Annotated in this window: 14 protein-coding genes, 1 tRNA gene and 1 other RNA gene; 8 read left to right on the forward strand and 8 right to left on the reverse strand. The window is 73.3% G+C overall.

Annotated features, from left to right (window positions below; genetic code table 11):
- Positions 1–1,263, reverse strand: a 1,263-nt coding sequence (locus tag ABZW32_RS06400) for a DNA polymerase III subunit gamma and tau (protein ID WP_356211949.1), incomplete at its 3' end; no start/stop codon positions are given.
- A gap of 65 nt (positions 1,264–1,328) precedes the next feature.
- Positions 1,329–1,427: signal recognition particle sRNA small type (gene ffs / locus ABZW32_RS06405), an RNA gene on the reverse strand.
- A gap of 142 nt (positions 1,428–1,569) precedes the next feature.
- Between ffs and ABZW32_RS06410 the strand changes: the two genes are divergently transcribed.
- Positions 1,570–1,657: transfer RNA gene (locus ABZW32_RS06410), tRNA-Ser, on the forward strand.
- Between the two features lie 205 nt (positions 1,658–1,862).
- Here ABZW32_RS06410 and ABZW32_RS06415 read toward each other — a convergent pair.
- On the reverse strand, positions 1,863–2,375 hold the full coding sequence (locus ABZW32_RS06415) for a PadR family transcriptional regulator (protein ID WP_356211952.1): 513 nt from the start codon (positions 2,373–2,375) through the stop codon (positions 1,863–1,865).
- A gap of 98 nt (positions 2,376–2,473) precedes the next feature.
- Here ABZW32_RS06415 and ABZW32_RS06420 point away from each other — a divergent pair, with 98 nt between their 5' ends.
- Both ABZW32_RS06420 and ABZW32_RS06425 read left to right on the forward strand, forming a co-directional pair.
- Positions 2,474–3,034, forward strand: coding sequence for a hypothetical protein (locus ABZW32_RS06420; protein WP_356211955.1), 561 nt, complete (start codon positions 2,474–2,476; stop codon positions 3,032–3,034).
- Positions 3,031–4,344 carry a carotenoid oxygenase family protein gene (locus tag ABZW32_RS06425; protein ID WP_356211958.1) on the forward strand — a complete coding sequence of 438 codons (1,314 nt, stop codon included), beginning with the start codon at positions 3,031–3,033 and terminating at the stop codon, positions 4,342–4,344. The genes ABZW32_RS06420 and ABZW32_RS06425 overlap by 4 nt, the downstream gene beginning before the upstream one ends.
- 25 nt (positions 4,345–4,369) lie before the next feature.
- On the opposite strand, the gene ABZW32_RS06430 is transcribed toward ABZW32_RS06425, so the two are convergent.
- Together ABZW32_RS06430 and ABZW32_RS06435 are read right to left on the reverse strand one after the other, a co-directional pair.
- Positions 4,370–5,044: an HAD family phosphatase gene (locus ABZW32_RS06430; RefSeq protein ID WP_356211961.1), complete on the reverse strand. Its 675-nt coding sequence runs from the start codon at positions 5,042–5,044 to the stop codon at positions 4,370–4,372.
- Positions 5,045–5,049: 5 nt separating this feature from the next.
- Positions 5,050–5,805 carry a DeoR/GlpR family DNA-binding transcription regulator gene (locus tag ABZW32_RS06435; RefSeq protein WP_356211964.1) on the reverse strand — a complete coding sequence of 252 codons (756 nt, stop codon included), beginning with the start codon at positions 5,803–5,805 and terminating at the stop codon, positions 5,050–5,052.
- Between the two features lie 74 nt (positions 5,806–5,879).
- Between ABZW32_RS06435 and ABZW32_RS06440 the strand changes: the two genes are divergently transcribed.
- Positions 5,880–7,190, forward strand: coding sequence for an MFS transporter (locus tag ABZW32_RS06440; protein WP_356211967.1), 1,311 nt, complete (start codon positions 5,880–5,882; stop codon positions 7,188–7,190).
- A gap of 87 nt (positions 7,191–7,277) precedes the next feature.
- Positions 7,278–7,778 carry a hypothetical protein gene (locus ABZW32_RS06445; protein WP_356211970.1) on the forward strand — a complete coding sequence of 167 codons (501 nt, stop codon included), beginning with the start codon at positions 7,278–7,280 and terminating at the stop codon, positions 7,776–7,778.
- A 42-nt stretch (positions 7,779–7,820) separates the two neighbouring features.
- Here the strand turns inward: ABZW32_RS06445 and ABZW32_RS06450 are convergent, their stop codons facing one another.
- Together ABZW32_RS06450 and ABZW32_RS06455 are read right to left on the reverse strand one after the other, a co-directional pair.
- Positions 7,821–9,437 (reverse strand): MFS transporter, encoded by a 1,617-nt coding sequence (locus ABZW32_RS06450; protein ID WP_356211973.1) that lies wholly within the window; start codon positions 9,435–9,437, stop codon positions 7,821–7,823.
- A gap of 117 nt (positions 9,438–9,554) precedes the next feature.
- Positions 9,555–11,081: an MFS transporter gene (locus ABZW32_RS06455; RefSeq protein ID WP_356211976.1), complete on the reverse strand. Its 1,527-nt coding sequence runs from the start codon at positions 11,079–11,081 to the stop codon at positions 9,555–9,557.
- A 127-nt stretch (positions 11,082–11,208) separates the two neighbouring features.
- On the opposite strand from ABZW32_RS06455, the gene ABZW32_RS06460 reads away from it, so the two are divergent.
- Positions 11,209–11,607, forward strand: a complete 399-nt coding sequence (locus tag ABZW32_RS06460; protein ID WP_356211979.1) for a helix-turn-helix transcriptional regulator — start codon at positions 11,209–11,211, stop codon at positions 11,605–11,607.
- A 36-nt stretch (positions 11,608–11,643) separates the two neighbouring features.
- On the opposite strand, the gene ABZW32_RS06465 is transcribed toward ABZW32_RS06460, so the two are convergent.
- Complete coding sequence (locus ABZW32_RS06465) at positions 11,644–13,089, reverse strand: helix-turn-helix domain-containing protein (protein ID WP_356211982.1); 1,446 nt, start codon at positions 13,087–13,089, stop codon at positions 11,644–11,646.
- A gap of 223 nt (positions 13,090–13,312) precedes the next feature.
- Here ABZW32_RS06465 and ABZW32_RS06470 point away from each other — a divergent pair, with 223 nt between their 5' ends.
- Entirely contained in the window at positions 13,313–14,140 is an 828-nt protein-coding gene (locus ABZW32_RS06470; RefSeq protein WP_356211985.1) for an FAD binding domain-containing protein, read from the forward strand.
- On the forward strand, positions 14,137–16,920 hold the full coding sequence (locus tag ABZW32_RS06475; protein ID WP_356211988.1) for a molybdopterin-dependent oxidoreductase: 2,784 nt from the start codon (positions 14,137–14,139) through the stop codon (positions 16,918–16,920). Before ABZW32_RS06470 ends, ABZW32_RS06475 begins: the two co-directional genes overlap by 4 nt.
- The last annotated feature ends 79 nt before the right edge of the window (positions 16,921–16,999 follow it).

The following is a 16,999-nucleotide window of genomic DNA, read 5'->3' on the forward strand; positions in this document are numbered from 1 at the left end:
CCCGCCGCCCGGCCCGGCCGGGGCCATGCCGTGCGCCTCGGGCGCGGGCACGTACCCCATGGCGGGCGCGGCCGCGGGCGGGGCGGCGAAGGCACCGGCGGGGGGCCCGCTGCGCTCCAGCCGGTCCAGCCGGGCCTGGAAGGAGCGCTCGTCGTCGAAGGCGGCCGGGAGCAGCACCCGGGCGCAGATCAGCTCCAGCTGCAGCCGGGGCGAGGTCGCCCCGCGCATCTCGGTGAGCCCGGCGTTGACCAGGTCGGCGGCGCGCGAAAGCTCGGCGGCGCCGAAGACGGAGGCCTGGGCCTGCATCCGCTCCACGACATCGGCGGGGGCGTCGATGAGCCCCTTCTCGCCGGCGTCGGGCACGGCGGCCAGGATCACCAGGTCGCGCAGCCGTTCCAGCAGGTCGGCGACGAAGCGGCGCGGGTCGTTGCCGCCCTCCACCACGCGGTCGACGGCCTCGAAGGCGGCGGCCCCGTCCCCGGCGGCGAAGGCGTCGATGACGGAGTCGAGGAGCGAGCCCTCGGTGTAGCCGAGCAGGGAGGTCGCCATGGTGTACGTCACACCCTCGTCGGCGGCGCCGGCCAGCAGCTGGTCCATGACGGACATGGAGTCACGCACCGACCCGGCCCCGGCCCGCACGACGAGCGGCAGCACGCCGTCCTCGACCTTGGCGCCCTCACGGCCGCAGACCTCGCCCAGGTAGTCGCGCAGGGTGCCGGGCGGGACCAGCCGGAAGGGGTAGTGGTGCGTACGCGAGCGGATGGTCCCGATGACCTTCTCGGGCTCCGTGGTGGCGAAGATGAACTTGAGGTGCTCCGGCGGCTCCTCGACCACCTTCAGCAGGGCGTTGAAGCCCGCCGAGGTGACCATGTGGGCCTCGTCGATGATGTAGATCTTGTACCGGCTGGACGCGGGCCCGAAGAAGGCCTTCTCGCGCAGGTCACGGGCGTCGTCCACACCACCGTGCGAGGCGGCGTCGATCTCGATGACGTCGATCGATCCCGGGCCGTTGCGCGCCAGGTCGCGGCAGGACTGGCACTCGCCGCACGGATCCGGGGTGGGACCCTGCTCACAGTTCAGGCAGCGGGCGAGGATGCGCGCGCTGGTCGTCTTTCCACAGCCGCGCGGCCCGCTGAACAGGTACGCGTGATTGACCCGGTTGTTCCGCAGGGCCTGCATCAGCGGGGCAGTGACATGCTCCTGCCCGATGACCTCGGCGAACGACTCGGGGCGGTAGCGGCGGTACAGCGCAAGGGACGACACGTCTACGAGGTTATCCGGGCCCACCGACATCAGCGGCCCGCCGACGCCCCCGGACCCGCTCCGGAACGCAAAGCGCCCCCCACGCACCCGCCAGAGCCCACTTACCCTTGCTGCCTTCCGGCCCTGGGGGAGTTGGGTGAGATAGCGCCACGTGAGGGGCTGGGCCCCACCCTAGCGGATCCCGGGCCCCGGAATCGACCCGCCCTCCGACCGATCCACTCCCCGGACCCCGCGCCGATCCCCTCCGCGATCCCAAGATCGGATCGTGTTCGCGAGCACCCCTCAACGTCTTGTATTGTTTGCCCCGGAGGATTCGCCTAGTGGCCTAGGGCGCACGCTTGGAAAGCGTGTTGGGGGCAACCCCTCACGAGTTCGAATCTCGTATCCTCCGCCAGTGCCTCACCGGGCACTTGAAGGCCCCGACCGGGAAACCGGCCGGGGCCTTCTGCGTTCCCTGGCCCCAGAGGCGACGACGGCCGGTGCGGACTTTGGCCCGATGGTGATCCCGCCCGGCGCCACCTCCGGGGCGCCGGGCGGGGGTTCCCCCCATCCACGGCGCGATGGGCGGCGCACCCGAACGAGCCCCGTCGAAGGTCCCGCTAGGCGATGCGGTCCGCGGCCCAGTCGGCCCACTCGCGGCACATGGCGTTGAAGCGGAGGCCGTATTCCAGGGCGATGCGGCCGTGCACCGACAGGGGGTCGTCGCCCCAGTCGATGGAGTCCTCCAGGCGGCGCAGTTCCTCGTGCTCGCGCTCCGCCATCTCCGCGAGCCCGGTGAGGTAGCCCCGGGCCTGTTCCGGGGGGAGGACGTTGAGGAAGAAGACGCGCAGCAGGAGGTCGTTGCGGGTGTTGCGCTGCGGGCGCGGCTCGACGAGCCAGTGGCGCAGTTCCGTCAGGCCCTCGTCGGTGACGGTGTACTCCTTGCGGCCGCGCGGGCCCTCTGCCGAGACGGTGATCAGGCCGTCGGCGGCCAGCTTGGAGAGCTCCGTGTACATCTGGCTCTGGGTGGCCGGCCAGACGTTGGCCAGGGAGGTCTCGAAGCGCTTGAGCAGGTCGTAACCGCTGGCCGGGCGCTCTGACAGGAGTCCGAGGAGGGCGTGTCGAAGGCTCATGCCCCTCACCTTACATTCCATTCTTGACATGTCAGTTCTGGAACGTCTAACTTCGACATGTCAGAACAGGAATGTCAGGCAGACCGGGGGTCCTTTCGATGTCGTACGTCCGCACCTTCCTCCCGTGGATCGTCTTCGCGGTGTTCCCGTCCGGCCAGTGGCAGTGGGGCGCGCTCGCCGCCCTGGTCGCCGCGGTGGCCGTGACCCTCCAGCAGCGCCGGGCCGGGGCCGGCTTCGACGCGCTGATCATCGAGATCGGGTCGGCGGTCTTCTTCGCGGCCCTGGCCGGCGTCGCGTTCGCCGATCCGCACTCCGCGGCGCACGCCTACTCCGCGGCCCTCTCCTCGGCCACCCTGGCCCTGATCGCCGCGGGCTCGCTGCTCGTGGGCAAGCCGTTCACCCTCGGCATCGCCAAGCGCACCACCCCCCGCGAGGTCTGGGGCCTGAAGCCCTTCGTACGGATCAACACCGTGATCACCGGCGTGTGGGCCGCCGCCTTCGCGGTCACGGCCGGCGCGCTCGCGGCCCTGGCCCACGCGGGTCAGGGGCACTCGGCCTCCGCGACGCTGGTCCAGGCCGCCGGGTTCGTCGTCCCGATGCTCTTCACGGTCCGCTACGTCGCCGCCGCCCGGGCCAAGGCGCAGGGCGGTGCCCGATGAGCACCCCCCGCCACCTCTCCGGCAACTACGCCCCGGTCCGGGAGGAACTCACCTCCCACGACCTCACCGTCACCGGACGGCTCCCCGACGCGCTCACCGGCTGGTACCTGCGCAACGGCCCGAACCCGGCCGCCGCCGCCTCCGCCCACTGGTTCTTCGGGGACGGCATGGTCCACGGAGTCCGGCTGGAGGGCGGTCGCGCCGTCTCGTACCGCAACCGCTGGGTGCGCACCGCCACCTTCACCGACGGCGCCCGCCCGTACGACGAGCGGGGCCGCCGCGACCTCACCGCAGGACCGGCCAACACCCACGTCGTACGGCACGCCGGACGCATCCTCGCCCTCGTCGAGACGGCCCTGCCCTACGAGCTCTCCCCCGGCCTGGACACCGTCGGCCCGTACGACTTCGGCGGGAGGCTGACCACCGCGATGACCGCGCACCCCAAGGCCTGCCCCGTCACCGGGGAGCTGCACTTCTTCGGCTACGGGATCACGCAGGCCCCGTACCTCACCTACCACCGGGCCGACGCCTCGGGCGAGTTGACGCTCAGCCGGCCGGTCGATGTGCCCGGCCCGACGATGATGCACGACTTCGCCCTCACCGCCGGGCACGTGGTCTTCATGGACCTGCCCGTGGTCTTCGACCCCGGCCTCCTCGGCAAGGGAATGCCCTACCGCTGGGACGACGGCTACGGGGCGCGGCTGGGACTGCTGCGCCGCGACGACCCGCACGGGCGGGTGCGGTGGTTCGACATCGACCCCTGCTACGTGTTCCACACGCTCAACGCGTACGACGCGCCGGACGGGACGGTCGTCGTGCACGGCATGCGCTACCCCGAGCTGGGGCGGCGCGCGGCGGACGGGTCCGTCGACGAGGACCGGCAGGCCGTGCTGTGGAAGTGGACGGCCGACCCGGCCACCGGGACCGTCCGGGAGGAGCAGTGCGACGACCGCCCCGGCGAGTTCCCCCGGGTGGACGACCGGCTGACCGGGCTGGACGCCGCGTTCGGGCACGTGACCTGCGGGAGCGCCCTGGTCCGTTACGACCTGCGCACCGGGGCCTCGGCCGCCCACGACTTCGGCCCGGGGCGCACGCCGGGCGAGGCCGCGTTCGCCCCGGCCGACGGGGACCCGGCCGGGGGCGGGCCGGGCTGGCTGATGACGTACGTCCACGACGCCCGCACCGACCGCAGCGACCTGGTCGTCCTGGACGCGGACGACCTCGCGGCACCGCCGGTAGCGACCGTCCACCTCCCGGCCCGGGTGCCGCACGGCTTCCACGGCAACTGGCTGGCCGACCCCGAGGACTGAGGACGGGGGGCGGCGGACGGGGGGCTCAGCCCCGGGGGAGGGCCGGGCGCAGGGAGGCCGGGGTGGTGAACAGGTGCGTGTGCAGGCCCTGGGCCCGGGCGGCGCGGAGGTTCTCCTCGCGGTCGTCCACGAAGAGGATCCGGCCGGGTTCGAGGCCGAGGGCGCGCAGGGCCCAGGCGTAGGCCTCCGGTTCGGGTTTGGCGTGGCCGATCCGGCAGGAGAGGGCGCGGACCGCGAAGTGGCCGAGCCAGGGGTGGTGGCGCTCGTAGTGGGCGGCGAGGTCCTCGGGGACGTTCGACAGGAGCGCGATCGTGCGGCCGCTCGCGGCGAGTTCCCCGATCAGGTCCACCATCTCCTCGTCCACGGCGCTCCAGCTCGCGATGTCGGCCTCGATCAGGGCGGCGGTCCGGCGCGCGTCGAAGCGGACGCCGAGGGCCCCGGCGACGGCCCGCCAGTAGTCGGGGCCGGTGAGGTCGCCGCGGTCGTAGGGCGGGCGCAGGGACCAGTACGCGTCCCGGAAGGCCGGGGCGGGCACGCCGGCGCCGGCGACGAGCCGGGCCCACCCCTCGGGGGACTGGTGGCGGGCGATGACGCCGAAGAGGTCGAAGAGCACCGTGTCGGGAGTCGCGGGGGTCGCGGAAGTCGCCGGGTTCACGGGAGTCGCCGGATTCACGGGGGTCACGGGGGTCACGGGGGTCACGGGGTTCACGCCTTCCGTACGGTGACGCCCGCGGCCGTCAGTGCCCCCGTCTCCGCGTCCGGGGCGTCCTCGCCGGTCACGACGGCGTGCAGCCGTGACGCCGGGATGACGTGGGCCAGGGCGGTACGGGAGAGCTTGGCGGGTTCGGCGACGGCGATGACGCGGCGGGACGACGCGATGGCCGCGCGCTTGACGGCGGCGTCGGCCAGGTCGTAGGCGGTCAGGCCGGCGGCGGTGGTCAGCCCGCAGCAGCCGATGATCGCGGTGTCGAAGCGCAGGGCGGCGAGGGAGGCCTCGGTCAGCGGGCCGGTCAGGGAGAGCTCCCCGCGGCGCGGCTGGCCGCCGGGCAGCAGCAGCGTCAACCGCGGGGCGTCCGCGAGGGCGTTGGCGGCGTGCAGGGACAGCGGCATCACCGTGAGGCGGCGGTGGTGCAGGGCGCGCGCCACCTCCAGGCAGGTGGTCCCGCTGTCCACGACGACCGATTCGCCGTCCGCGATCAGCGCGGCGGCCTCGGCAGCGATGCGCCGCTTGACCTCCAGGCCGTCCTGGGCGCGCAGGGCGAAGGGGGGTTCCTCGCCGCGCAGCAGCAGGCTGCGGGCGCCGCCGCGGTAGCGCTCCAGCACGCCTTGTTCGGCCAGGGCCTCCAGGTCGCGCCGGATCGTCATCTCGGAGGCGCCGGTGAGCTCGGCCAGCTCCAGGACGCTGCGGGTGCCGCTCTCGCGCACCGCGTCGGTGATCTGCCTCAGTCGGTCTGCACTCATGTCTCACATTCAACACCCCAGATGTTCGAACAGCAAGATTCCGAACATGAATCATGTTTGTTATGTTCGAATGTATGGAGACTTCCCTGCGGAACGGGCGACGGGCCACCTTCGCCTTCTTCCTCCTCAACGGCTTCCTCATGGGCATGTGGATCGTCCACATCCCCGTCGTGGAACAGCGCACGGGCATCGGCCACGCGGAGCTCGGCCGGCTCCTGCTCCTCCTGGGCGCCGGGGCCTTCCTCGGCATGCGCGTGGCCGGGCCGCTCACCGACCGCCTCGGCGCCCGCACGGTCCTCCCGGCGAGCGCGGCCCTGTGCGGCGCGGCCGTCGTCCTGCCGGGCCTGGCCGGCGGCGCTCCCGCCCTGGGTGCGGCCCTGCTGCTGCTCGGGATCGGCAACGGCACCCTGGACGTGAGCATGAACGCCCACGCCGTAGAGGTGGAGCGCGGCTACGGCAGGCCCCTCATGTCCGCCTTCCACGCCGCGTTCTCCGTCGGCGGGGTGTTCGCCGCGCTGGCGGGCGCCCTGGTGCTCGACCGGGGCTGGAGCCCGGCCGCCGTGCTGGGGGCCACCGCGGCCGGGAGCCTCGTCGTCACGGCGGGCGCCACCCGGCTGCTGCTGCCCCGCACCCCCGCCGACACCCCCTGCGGCCCGGCCGAAACCGACCGGGCCGGCGGCGGCCCGGTCACCGGCGACCGGCTCACCGGCGGCCCGGCCACCGATGCCCCGGTCGCCCGCGGCCCGGTCGCCACGGCCCGCCGCTCCGCGTCCCCGCGCCGCTCCGCGTCCCCGCGCCGCACCGCGTCGCCGCGCCGCACCGCGTCCCCGCGCCGCATCCGGATCCTGGCCGCCCTCGCGTTCCTGCTCATGCTCTGCGAGGGCGTCGCCAACGACTGGAGCACCCCGCACCTGCGCGACGTCCTCGGCGCGCCCGCCGGCACCGCCGCCCTCGCCTACGGGGCCTTCGCCACCGCCATGACCGCCGGACGGATGCTCGCCGACCGGGTGTCGGGGCGCCTCGGTCCGGCGGCCGTCCTGCGCGGCGGCTCGGCCGTCGCCGCGGCGGGCCTGGCCCTGGCCGCGCTCGCCCCGAACGTCCCGGTGGCCCTGGCCGGGTGGGCCGTACTCGGCGCGGGCCTGTCCGGCTGCGTCCCCCAGCTCTTCAGCGCCGCGGGCCACGCCGACCCGGCCGCCGCCGGGGCCAACGTCGCCCGCGTCGCGGGCCTCGGCTACCTCGGGATGCTCGCCGGACCGGCGGTGATCGGCCCGCTGACCCACCTCGTCCCGCTCGGCCCCGCGCTGCTGCTGCCGGTCGCGCTGTGCCTGGTGGTCTGCGCCGCCTCCGGGATCCTGGCCGACGGGCGCCCGTCCCGGACCGCCTGACCGCGGACCGCCGCCGCCGGCGACGACCGGCCCCGCCGCCGGGCGCGGCGACGGCGTACGTCCCGGACCCCTCGGCATGCTGGGCACATGGAAGAACGCGGTTTCCAACGGGCGGGAAAACCGGCCCGGGACTACTCCGGCGCGGTCTACGGCTCGCTCCTCGCCGCCTCGGTCATCGCCACGGCGGGCACGCTCGGCGCCTTTCCCCGGCTCCAGCTCGTGGTCATGCTGCTCACCACCGGCCTGGTCTTCTGGGTGACGCACGTCTACGTGCGCGTCGTGGGCGAACGGCTGGCGCACCAGCCTCTGTCGTGGGAGATGGTCCGCCACGAGGCGCACCGGGAATGGCCGATCGCCGGGGTCTCGATCCCGCCGGCCATCGCCGTGCTGGTGTGCCCGTCCCTGGGGCTCGGGCCCGAGGGCACCGGGTGGATCGCGCTCTGCGTCGCCCTCGCCCAGCAGATCGGCTGGGCGACCGCGGCCCTCGTCAGGGTCGGTGCCACCCGCCGCCTGATCGCCCTGACCACTCTGGTCAACCTCTGCATGGGCCTGGCCCTCGTGGCCGCGAAGGTCCTGGTCAAGCACTGAGGCCGGGACGCCGTACGGCCACTGCTGCGGCTACGGCTACGGCTACGGCTTCTTCGCGCGGGGCTGGGTGGTCGGGATCCGCTGGGTGAAGAACAGGGCGACGACCGCGGCGAAGGCGAGGACGGCGAGGGCGGCGCGCAGGCCGTCGAGCCGGGCGGCGGAGTTCGCGTCGAGGGCGGCCTGGGCCACCTCCGGGCTGGTGCCCGCCTCGTCGAGGGCGGTCTTCAGCTGCGCGTCCGACAGGAAGGGCACGCCGGCGGCGAGTTCGACGCTCGCCCGGGTCTTGACCTCGTCGGGGACCGCCGGGTTCTGCTGGACGCTCGTCAGGAACGAGCCGGTCAGGGCGGCGATCAGGATGGATCCGGCGAGTGCCGTTCCGATCGAGGCGCCGAGGTTGGTCACGGCGTTCTGGACGCCGCCGACCTCCGCGCTCTGTTCGTCCGGCACCGCGGACACGGTGACCGAGCCGAGCTGGGACGCCAGCGCGCCCATGCCGAGCCCGATCAGCAGCAGGGGGATCGTGACGATCTCCGCACCCGCGTCGGCGTCGAGCGCTCCCATCAGCACCACCGCCCCCAGGAGCAGTGCGAGGACCCCGGACCGCACCACCCGTCGCGGCGAGGCATTGGGGAGCAGACGCGGGATCAGGACCGCGGCGGCCATCAGCGTCACCGAGAGCGGCAGGATGCGGACGCCGGTCTGGAGCGCGGACAGGCCGAGGGCCACCGACAGGTAGAGCGGGACGAGGAAGAACACCCCCATCTGCACGAGGTACTGGAAGAAGAACATCGTCAGACCGCCCGTGAGCTGCCGGTTGCGCAGGAGGACCGGGTCCACCAGCGGCTCCTTGCCCCGGTGCACGAGGCGGGCCTCCCAGCGCAGGAAGAGCCACACCAGGAACAGGCCGGTCAGCGTCAGCCACACGACCATCGAGACGCCGATCCAGGTCGGGGCGTCGGGCTTCGGCCGGAACCATCCCCACTCGTCCGAGCGCAGGACGCCGTAGACGAAGATGCCGAGGCCGAGGGCGCAGAGCACGCTGCCGACGAGGTCGAAGCGGGGACGGACGTCGGCCGGGGCGTCCGCGATGCGCCGGGCGAGCACCAGGATGCCGAGCACGATGACGACCTCGCCGGCGAAGACCCAGCGCCAGGAGAAGTACGTCGTGGCGAGGCCGCCGATGAGCGGTCCGACCGCGATCGCCACGGCTCCCGCGGCCGTCACGAGTCCGTAGGCGGCGGCCCGGCGTTCGACGCCGAAGTTGCCGGCCACCAGGGCGACGATCGCGGGCAGGATCAGCGCGGCTCCCACCCCCTCCAGGAACGACCAGCCGATCAGGAGCACGGTGAGGTTCGAGGCCAGGGCCGTCGTCAGGGAGCCGCAGCCGTAGATGACGCAGCCGATCAGGAACGCGCGCTTGCGGCCGATGATCGCGCCGACCTTGCCGCCGGGGATCATGAACATCGCCATCACGAGCGTGTAGGCCGTGATGGCGCCCTGGATCCCGCTCACGGTGGTGCCCACGTCCGCGGCCACCGTCGCGATCGAGACGTTCATGACGGAGCTGTCGAGCGCCATCAGGAACTGTCCCGCCGCGAGCGTGAGCAGGACCACCCGCCCCTTGGCCGTGGTGTCCGGAGTACCCGCCGCGGTTCCCATGGCCGGATCGTCCCAGGGGCCCCGCGGGACGGCTCCCCGACCCGCCGCCGGGTTACGCCGGTTGGCGGTGGGGGAGATCCCCCACCGCCTCCGGGTGCCCGGCCCGTCCTACGGGGCTCAGCGCGCGCCCGCCGCGGCCTCCTCGGCCGTCTCCGCCGGGGCCGGGGCCTGCGCCGGGGCGGCGGCCCCCTTGCGGTCCCGCATCAGGACCAGGGCCAGTCCTGCGGCGGCCAGGACGCCCAGGGCCGCGGCGGCGAAGGTGGCCGACATGGCGGAGGTGAAGGCGGAGCGCGCCGCGTCGGCCAGGGCCGGGTCGGTCAGGGCGGCGGCGACCGAGTGCCGGGCGGCGTCCGGGGCGGAGGCGGGCATCGAGCCGCCGTAGACGCTGGCGAGCAGGGCCCCGAGGACGGCCACGCCGAGGGCGGCGCCGGCCTGCTGGACGGTGTCGTTGAGGGCCGAGCCGACGCCGGCGTGCTCCTCGGGGACGGCGCCCATCAGGGCGGCGGTGGCGGCGGGCATCGCCAGGCCGCCGCCGATGCCCATGACCGTCATGGCGGCGCACAGCGGCCAGAAGCCGTCGCCGGCCTCCAGGGTGGCCAGGAGCCCGAAGCCGGCGGCGATCACGGCGAGGCCGACGGCGGTCATGATCCGGTTGCCGACCTTGTTGCACAGGGTGGCGCCGAGGCCGTTGAAGAGCAGGGTGGCGACGGCGAGCGGGGTGAAGGCGAGGCCGGTCTCGGTGGGGCTGTAGCCGCCGACGAACTGGAGGTACTGGGTCAGGACCAGCATCAGGCCGCCGTTGGCGAAGGTGAGCAGGACCAGGGAGAAGCTGGCGCCGCTGAACATCCGGTTGCGGAAGAGGTCGAGGGGGACCATCGGCGAGTCGGTGCGCAGCTCGTGGACCGCGAAGCCGCCGAGGGCGAGCACCGCGACGGCGGCCCAGACGGTCAGGCCGTCCTGGGGGAAGGCGATGATGGCCCAGATCAGGGCGGTCATCCCGGTGACGGACAGGGCCATGCCGGCGAAGTCGGGCCTGCGCCAGGGGCCCTTGGACTCGGGCATCAGGATCAGCGCGGCGGCGATGGCGAGCAGGGCGATCGGCACGTTCATCAGGAAGACCGCGCCCCACCAGAAGTGGGCGATGAGCACGCCGCCGAGCGCGGGGCCGCCGACCAGGCCGAGGACGGCGACCGCGCCCCAGGCGGAGATGGCCTTGCGGCGCTCCTCCTCGTCGAAGACGGTGATCAGGATCGAGAGGGTGCTCGGCATCACGAGGGCGCCGCCGATGCCCATGACCACGCGTCCGGCGATGAGCTGGGCCGGGGAGTCGGCGTAGGCGGCGAGGAGGGAGGCGATCCCGAAGAGCGCGAGTCCGATCACCATCACCCGGCGGCGGCCGAAGCGGTCGGAGAGGCTGCCCGCGGTGAGGAGGAGTCCGGCGAAGACCAGGATGTAGGACTCGATGATCCACTGGATGGCTTCGGCTCCGGCGCCCAGGTCCTCGGCGATCGGCGGGATCGACACGGTCAGCACCATGTTGTCGACGACCAGTACGAGCGTGCTCAGGCAGAGCACGATCAGGATGAGCCAGCGGCGCGGGTCTCGTGCCGTCCCGCTCGTGGTGATCCCGTCCAGCGCGTCCATGGTGGTCCCTTCCCCTTCTCCCACACTGCTGCGTACACCGTTCGCTCGGTGTCGTGAACACCGTACGCGGATGCGTACAGCGTTCGCAACCCCTTTCGGGGCGCCCGGGCGCGGATAAGCTGCGCGCGTGCCGTCGTACTCGATCGGACAGGCCGCCGGCCTGCTGTGCGTGAGCCCCGAAACCGTGCGCCGCTGGGCCGACGCGGGGCGGCTGCCCGCGCTACGGAGCCCGGACGGGACCCGCGTGGTGGACGGCGCGGCGCTCGCCGCCTTCGCCAAGGAACGGGCCACCGGCCTGCACCCGCTGCCCGAAACGGCCGCCGCCACCTCCGTCCGCAACGCCTTCGCGGGGATCGTCACCGCGGTACGGGTCGACGAGGTGAGCGCGCAGGTGGACATCCAGTCGGGCCCGCACCGGATCGTCTCCGTCGTGACCCGGGAATCGGTCGAACAGCTGGGCATCGCGGTCGGGGTCAGCGTCACCGCCCGCGTGAAGTCCACGGAAGTGCACGTGGACGTCCCCTGAGGGGGCCGGGCCTCCCGGGCCCGGCCCTCCCGGGGGCTAACCGCAGCGCAGGGCCGCGTACAGGTCCAGCTTGTGGTCCAGGCGGGACAGGTCGCGGCCGGTCAGGGCCTCCACCCGCTCGATCCGGTAGTGCACCGTGTTCACGTGCAGGTGGAGGACCTCCGCCGTACGCGCCCACGAGCAGTTGTTGGCCAGGAAGACCTCCAGGGTCTCCCTCAGCATGCCGTCGCCGAGCGGCCCCAGCGTCCGCGCGCCGTAGACGCCGCGCACCTCCGGCGGCACCCCGGCCAGCAGTTCCGTCAGGGTGTCCAGCTGCTCGACGGCCCGTACGGGGCTCTCCGCGCCCGCCGCCGTGAGCGTGAACAGGGCCTGGTTGAGGGAGGCCCGCAGCTGCTCCGGCCCCTCCGCCCGCGCGCCCGCGCCGAGGCGCAGGCCCTCGTCCGGGCCCCCGCACGCCTGGAGCAGCGGCCACACGGCGCGCAGCCCGGCGGTGAGGTCGGTCCCCGCGTCCGGGTCGTCGTAGACGACGGCGGCGCGGTCCCCGACGGCCCACCGGACGCCCTCCAGGTGGCCCAGCGCCTCGGCCAGCGCGTCGCCGGAGGTCGCGGCGAGGACCCGGTAGGGCCCGCCCGCGGGCAGTCCGGCCGCGGTCAGCGCCTCCTCCAGGGCCGCCGGGTCGGCGTCCTGCGCCAGCAGGGAGACCAGCGCCTGCCCGGCGGCCCGCCCGGCGGCGGCGCGGCGGGCGTGCCCGTCGCGGTACTGGGCGAGGACCTCGGCGATCTCGTGGAGCACCCGCGGGGGCGCCGCGTCCGCGTCGGGCAGGTACAGCTGCCAGGCGTCGTACGGGGAGCTCTCGGACTCGACGCGCAGCGACAGCCCGTCCCGCGCGGGGGCCGCCCGCTGCGCGGGGATCACCGGCGCCGAGGGGGTGCGCGCCACGGTGCGACCGCTCGCGGTCAGCACGTAGCAGGGCACCTTGCCCAGGTGGGCGCAGGCCCGGTCGAGGAGTTCGTCGGGGCCGGCCCCGCGCTCCAGGAGCCGGCTCAGCTCGGCGCGCACGTTCTCGGGGAGCGCGAAGGTCCGGGTCGGGCGGCGGCTGAGGTCGCCCCACTGGCGCAGGTAGACGGCCTCGGTGACCGCCCGGAAGCTGGTCCGCGCCGGGACGGCCACCAGCGGCACCCGGTAGGCCCGGCAGGCGGCGACGAGGTCGTCGGGGACCCCTCCGTGGGTCTCCTCACCCGCGAAGAGGGCGGTGGCACCGGCCCCGGCGAGCGCCGAGACGAAACGGTCCACCTTCCTCGGCTCGCCCTCCTGCCACCACACGAGTCCGCTCAGCACCAGCTCCCCGGGGCCCAGGAAACGGCCCGGGTCCTCCAGGTCGGTGGCGGTGACCCCGCTGACCTCGTGGCCGAGAAGGGCCTCCTCACCCCAGAGCAGTGTGAGACCGAGGTTGTCGGACTGAAGCAGGTCGAGGACGTGCATGGCAGGGACTCCTTGCGGTGGGGGTGACCCACATTCGCCAGGTGAATACGAGAAATCTCATCGTAAATGCAAGGGCAGCCCCTGCCTATGGCTCTTGGTTGATTATCCAAGGGGAACCGCTGGAACCTGTCCGGTTTCCGTGTCCGGGACCAGTCGTTTCGTCCCCCGGCCCGTTGCTTCACTGGGGAGGACGCCCGGGACGGAGAGAGGCTGGTGGCGCGAAATGGACCTCAACACGGTGCTCGACGTGCGTGACGCGCGCCGCCGTGAGCCCTGGCGCCCCGGTGACGCGTGGCTCGGCGGGGGCACGTACCTCTTCTCCGAGCCGCAGCCCCACATCCGCCGCCTCGTCGACCTCTCCCGGATGGGCTGGCCGCCCCTGTCCTGGCAGCCAGACGGCTCCCTCGACATCGCCGCCACCTGCACCATCACCGAGCTCTCGCGCTTCGGCCGGTCGCTGTCGATGACCGCCGCGCCGCTGATCGAGCAGTGCTGCCGGGCCTTCCTCGCCAGCTTCAAGATCTGGAACATGGCCACCGTCGGCGGCAACCTCTGCAACGGCCTGCCGGCCGGCCCGATCATCTCCCTGTCGGCGGGCCTCGACGGCACCGTCCTGCTCCAGGGCCAGGACGGCGCCACCCGCCGGCTCGCCGTCACCGACTTCATCCGCGGCGCGGGCGTCAAGGACCTGCGCGACGGCGACCTGCTGCGCTCGGTCCGCATCCCGGCCCGCGCGCTCGGCTGCCGGACGGCCTTCCGGCAGGCCTCCCTCTACGGACTGGGCCGCTCCGGCGCCCTGGTCATCGGTACGGCCGACCCCCAGGACGGCTCCTTCGCCCTGACCGTCTCGGCCGCCACCACCCGCCCCTTCCGCTTCTGGTTCGCCCTGTGGCCGACCGCCGCCGAACTGCGGGCGGCCATCGACGACACCGTCCGCGCCGACGAGTGGTTCGACGACATCCACGGACTGCCCGCCTGGCGGCGGCACATGGCGCTGCGCCTCGCGGAGGAGATCCGCCGCGAACTCACGCTGGAGGGGGCTTCCCGATGAGCTACGGGATCGAGATCAACGAGCAGCGCTTCGAGGAGGAGCCGCGGGCCGGCCAGTGCCTGCGCACCTACCTGCGCGAGCGCGGCTGGTTCGGCGTGAAGAAGGGCTGCGACCAGGGCGACTGCGGGGCCTGCACGGTCCACGTCGACGGCGCGCCCGTGCACAGTTGCCTCTACCCGGCGGTCCGCGCCGAGGGCCGCTCCGTCACCACCGTCGAGGGCCTGGCCAAGCCGGGCGGCGAGCTCCACCCGGCGCAGCGGCAGTTCCTCGACGCCCAGGGCTTCCAGTGCGGCTTCTGCACGGCCGGGTTCCTGATGACCACCGCCGCCCTCCAGGCCGAGGAGGGCACGGCCCACGACGACGGCAAGCTCCAGGACCTCCCGCGCGCCTTCAAGGGCAACATCTGCCGCTGTACGGGCTACCGCGCCATCGAGGACGCGGTGCGCGGGGTCAAGCACACCGAGAGCCCCGAGGCGGGAAAGGCCGTCGGCAAGTCCCTGGGCGCCCCCGCCGGCCCGCTCGTCGTCACCGGCACCGCCCGCTACACCTTCGACGTCGAGGTGCCGGGGCTGCTGCACATGAAGCTGCTGCGCTCCCCGCACCCGCACGCCCGGATCGTCTCCATCGACACCCGTGACGCCCTGGAGGTCCCGGGCGTGCACGCCGTCTTCACCCACCACGACTCCCCCGACCGGCTGTACTCCTCCGCCCGCCACGAGCACCCCACCGAAGACCCCGTGGACACCCGCGTCCTGGACGACGTGGTCCGCTTCGTCGGCCAGCGCGTGGCGGCCGTCGTCGCCGACAGCGAGCAGGCGGCCGAGGAGGGCTGCCGCCGCGTGGTCGTCACGTACGAGCAGCTGCCGTACGTGATCGACCCGGAGGAGGCCATGCTCCCGGGCGCGCCCGTCCTCCATCCCAAGGGTCCCGAATCGGGGATCTTCCGCGCCGAGAACAACGTGTGCGGCGAGGTCCACAACACCCTCGGCGACATGGAGAAGGGGTACGCGGAGGCGGCCGTCGTCTACGAGGAGACCTTCCAGACCCAGCGCGTACAGCACGCCAGCCTGGAGACCCACGGCAGCGTCGCGTACTTCGAACCCAAGGAGGAGGGCGACGGCGAGCGCATCACCGTCCGTTCCTCCACCCAGGCGCCGTTCCTCACCCGGCGGGCGCTGTGCGCCCTCTACGACCTGGGCGAGGACGAGGTCCGTGTCGTGGCGGGCCGCGTGGGCGGCGGGTTCGGTGGCAAGCAGGAAATGCTGACCGAGGACATCGTCGTCCTCGCCGCCCTGAAGCTGCGGCGGCCGGTGAAACTCGAATTCACCCGGGCCGAGCAGTTCTACGGTGCCACCACCCGCCACCCCTTCAAGATCACCATCAAGATCGGCGCCAAGGCCGACGGCACCCTCACCGCCCTGCGCATCCGCGTGCTCTCCAACACCGGCGCCTACGGCAACCACGGCCCGGCGGTCATGTTCCACAGCGTCGGCGAGTCCTTCGCCGTCTACAAGGCGCCGAACAAGCAGGTGGAGGCGTACTCCGTCTACACCAACGGCGTACCGGCCGGCGCCTTCCGCGGCTACGGCCTGGGGCAGGTCCTCTTCGCCCTCGAATCGGCGATGGACGAGCTCGCGCTCCGGCTCGGCATGGACCCGCTCGAACTGCGCGAGAAGAACGTCATCGGCGCCGGCGATCACCTGGTGACCCCGATCGGCCACGAGGAGGACCTCTTCATCGCCTCGTACGGGATGAAGCAGTGCATGGACGTCGTCCGCAAGGCCATCGCCGAGGACCGCAGCCACGAGGACGTGCCGGAGGGCTGGCTGACCGGCACGGGCTCGGCCGTCGCGATGATCGCGACCGGTCCGCCCGGCGGACACTTCGCCGACGCCACCGTCAGCCTGCTGCGCGACGGCACGTACGACATCGCGGTGGGCACGGCCGAGTTCGGCAACGGCACCACCACCGTCCACCGGCAGATCACCGCCGGCGCGCTGAACACCACCGTCGACCGGATCACGGTCCGCCAGTCGGACACGGACGTCGTCCGCCACGACACCGGCGCGTTCGGCTCTGCCGGCACGGTGGTGGCGGGCAAGGCCGTGCTGCTGGCGGCCGACTCGCTCGCGGAGCGCCTCAAGACCTTCGCGGCCCGGCACACGGGCGTGGCCCGGCACCTGTGCAGGCTGGAGGCGGAGGCCTTCGACTGCGCGGGCCGGACCGTCACCCTCAAGGAGCTGTACGAGGCCGCGTACGACAAGGGCAAGCTCCACGAGATATCGGCGGAGGGCCACTGGACCGGCTCCCCCCGCTCGGTGGCCTTCAACGCCCAGTGGTTCCGCCTGGCGGTGGACCCCGGCACCGGCGAGATGAGGATCCTGCGCAGCGTGCACGCGGCGGACGCGGGCAAGGTCATGAACCCGATGCAGTGCCGCGGCCAGGTCGAGGGCGGCGTGGCCCAGGCCCTGGGCGCCACCCTCTTCGAGACGGTACGGGTGGACGAGCGCGGGGAGGTCACCACGGCCGCCTTCCGCCGCTACCGCCTCCCGCAGTACGCGGACGTCCCGCGCACGGAGGTCCACTTCATGGAGACCTCGGACTCGATCGGACCGCTCGGCGCCAAGTCCATGTCCGAGAGCCCCTTCAACCCGGTCGCCCCGGCCTTCGCGAACGCCCTGCGGGACGCGACGGGCGTGCGGTTCACCGAGATGCCGGTGACACGCGACGTGGTCTGGCAGGGCATCGCCCGGAAGTTGCAAGGTGAATCCCACAAATGACACCCAGCTGCGGCTCGGAGGTACCCCTGAACCTCGCAGATGAGGTTCCGGTGAGACACGAGTCGGGCATGTCATATCC

It is taken from the genome of Streptomyces sp. NPDC004667 (genome assembly GCF_040609475.1).
GTDB lineage: Bacteria > Actinomycetota > Actinomycetes > Streptomycetales > Streptomycetaceae > Streptomyces.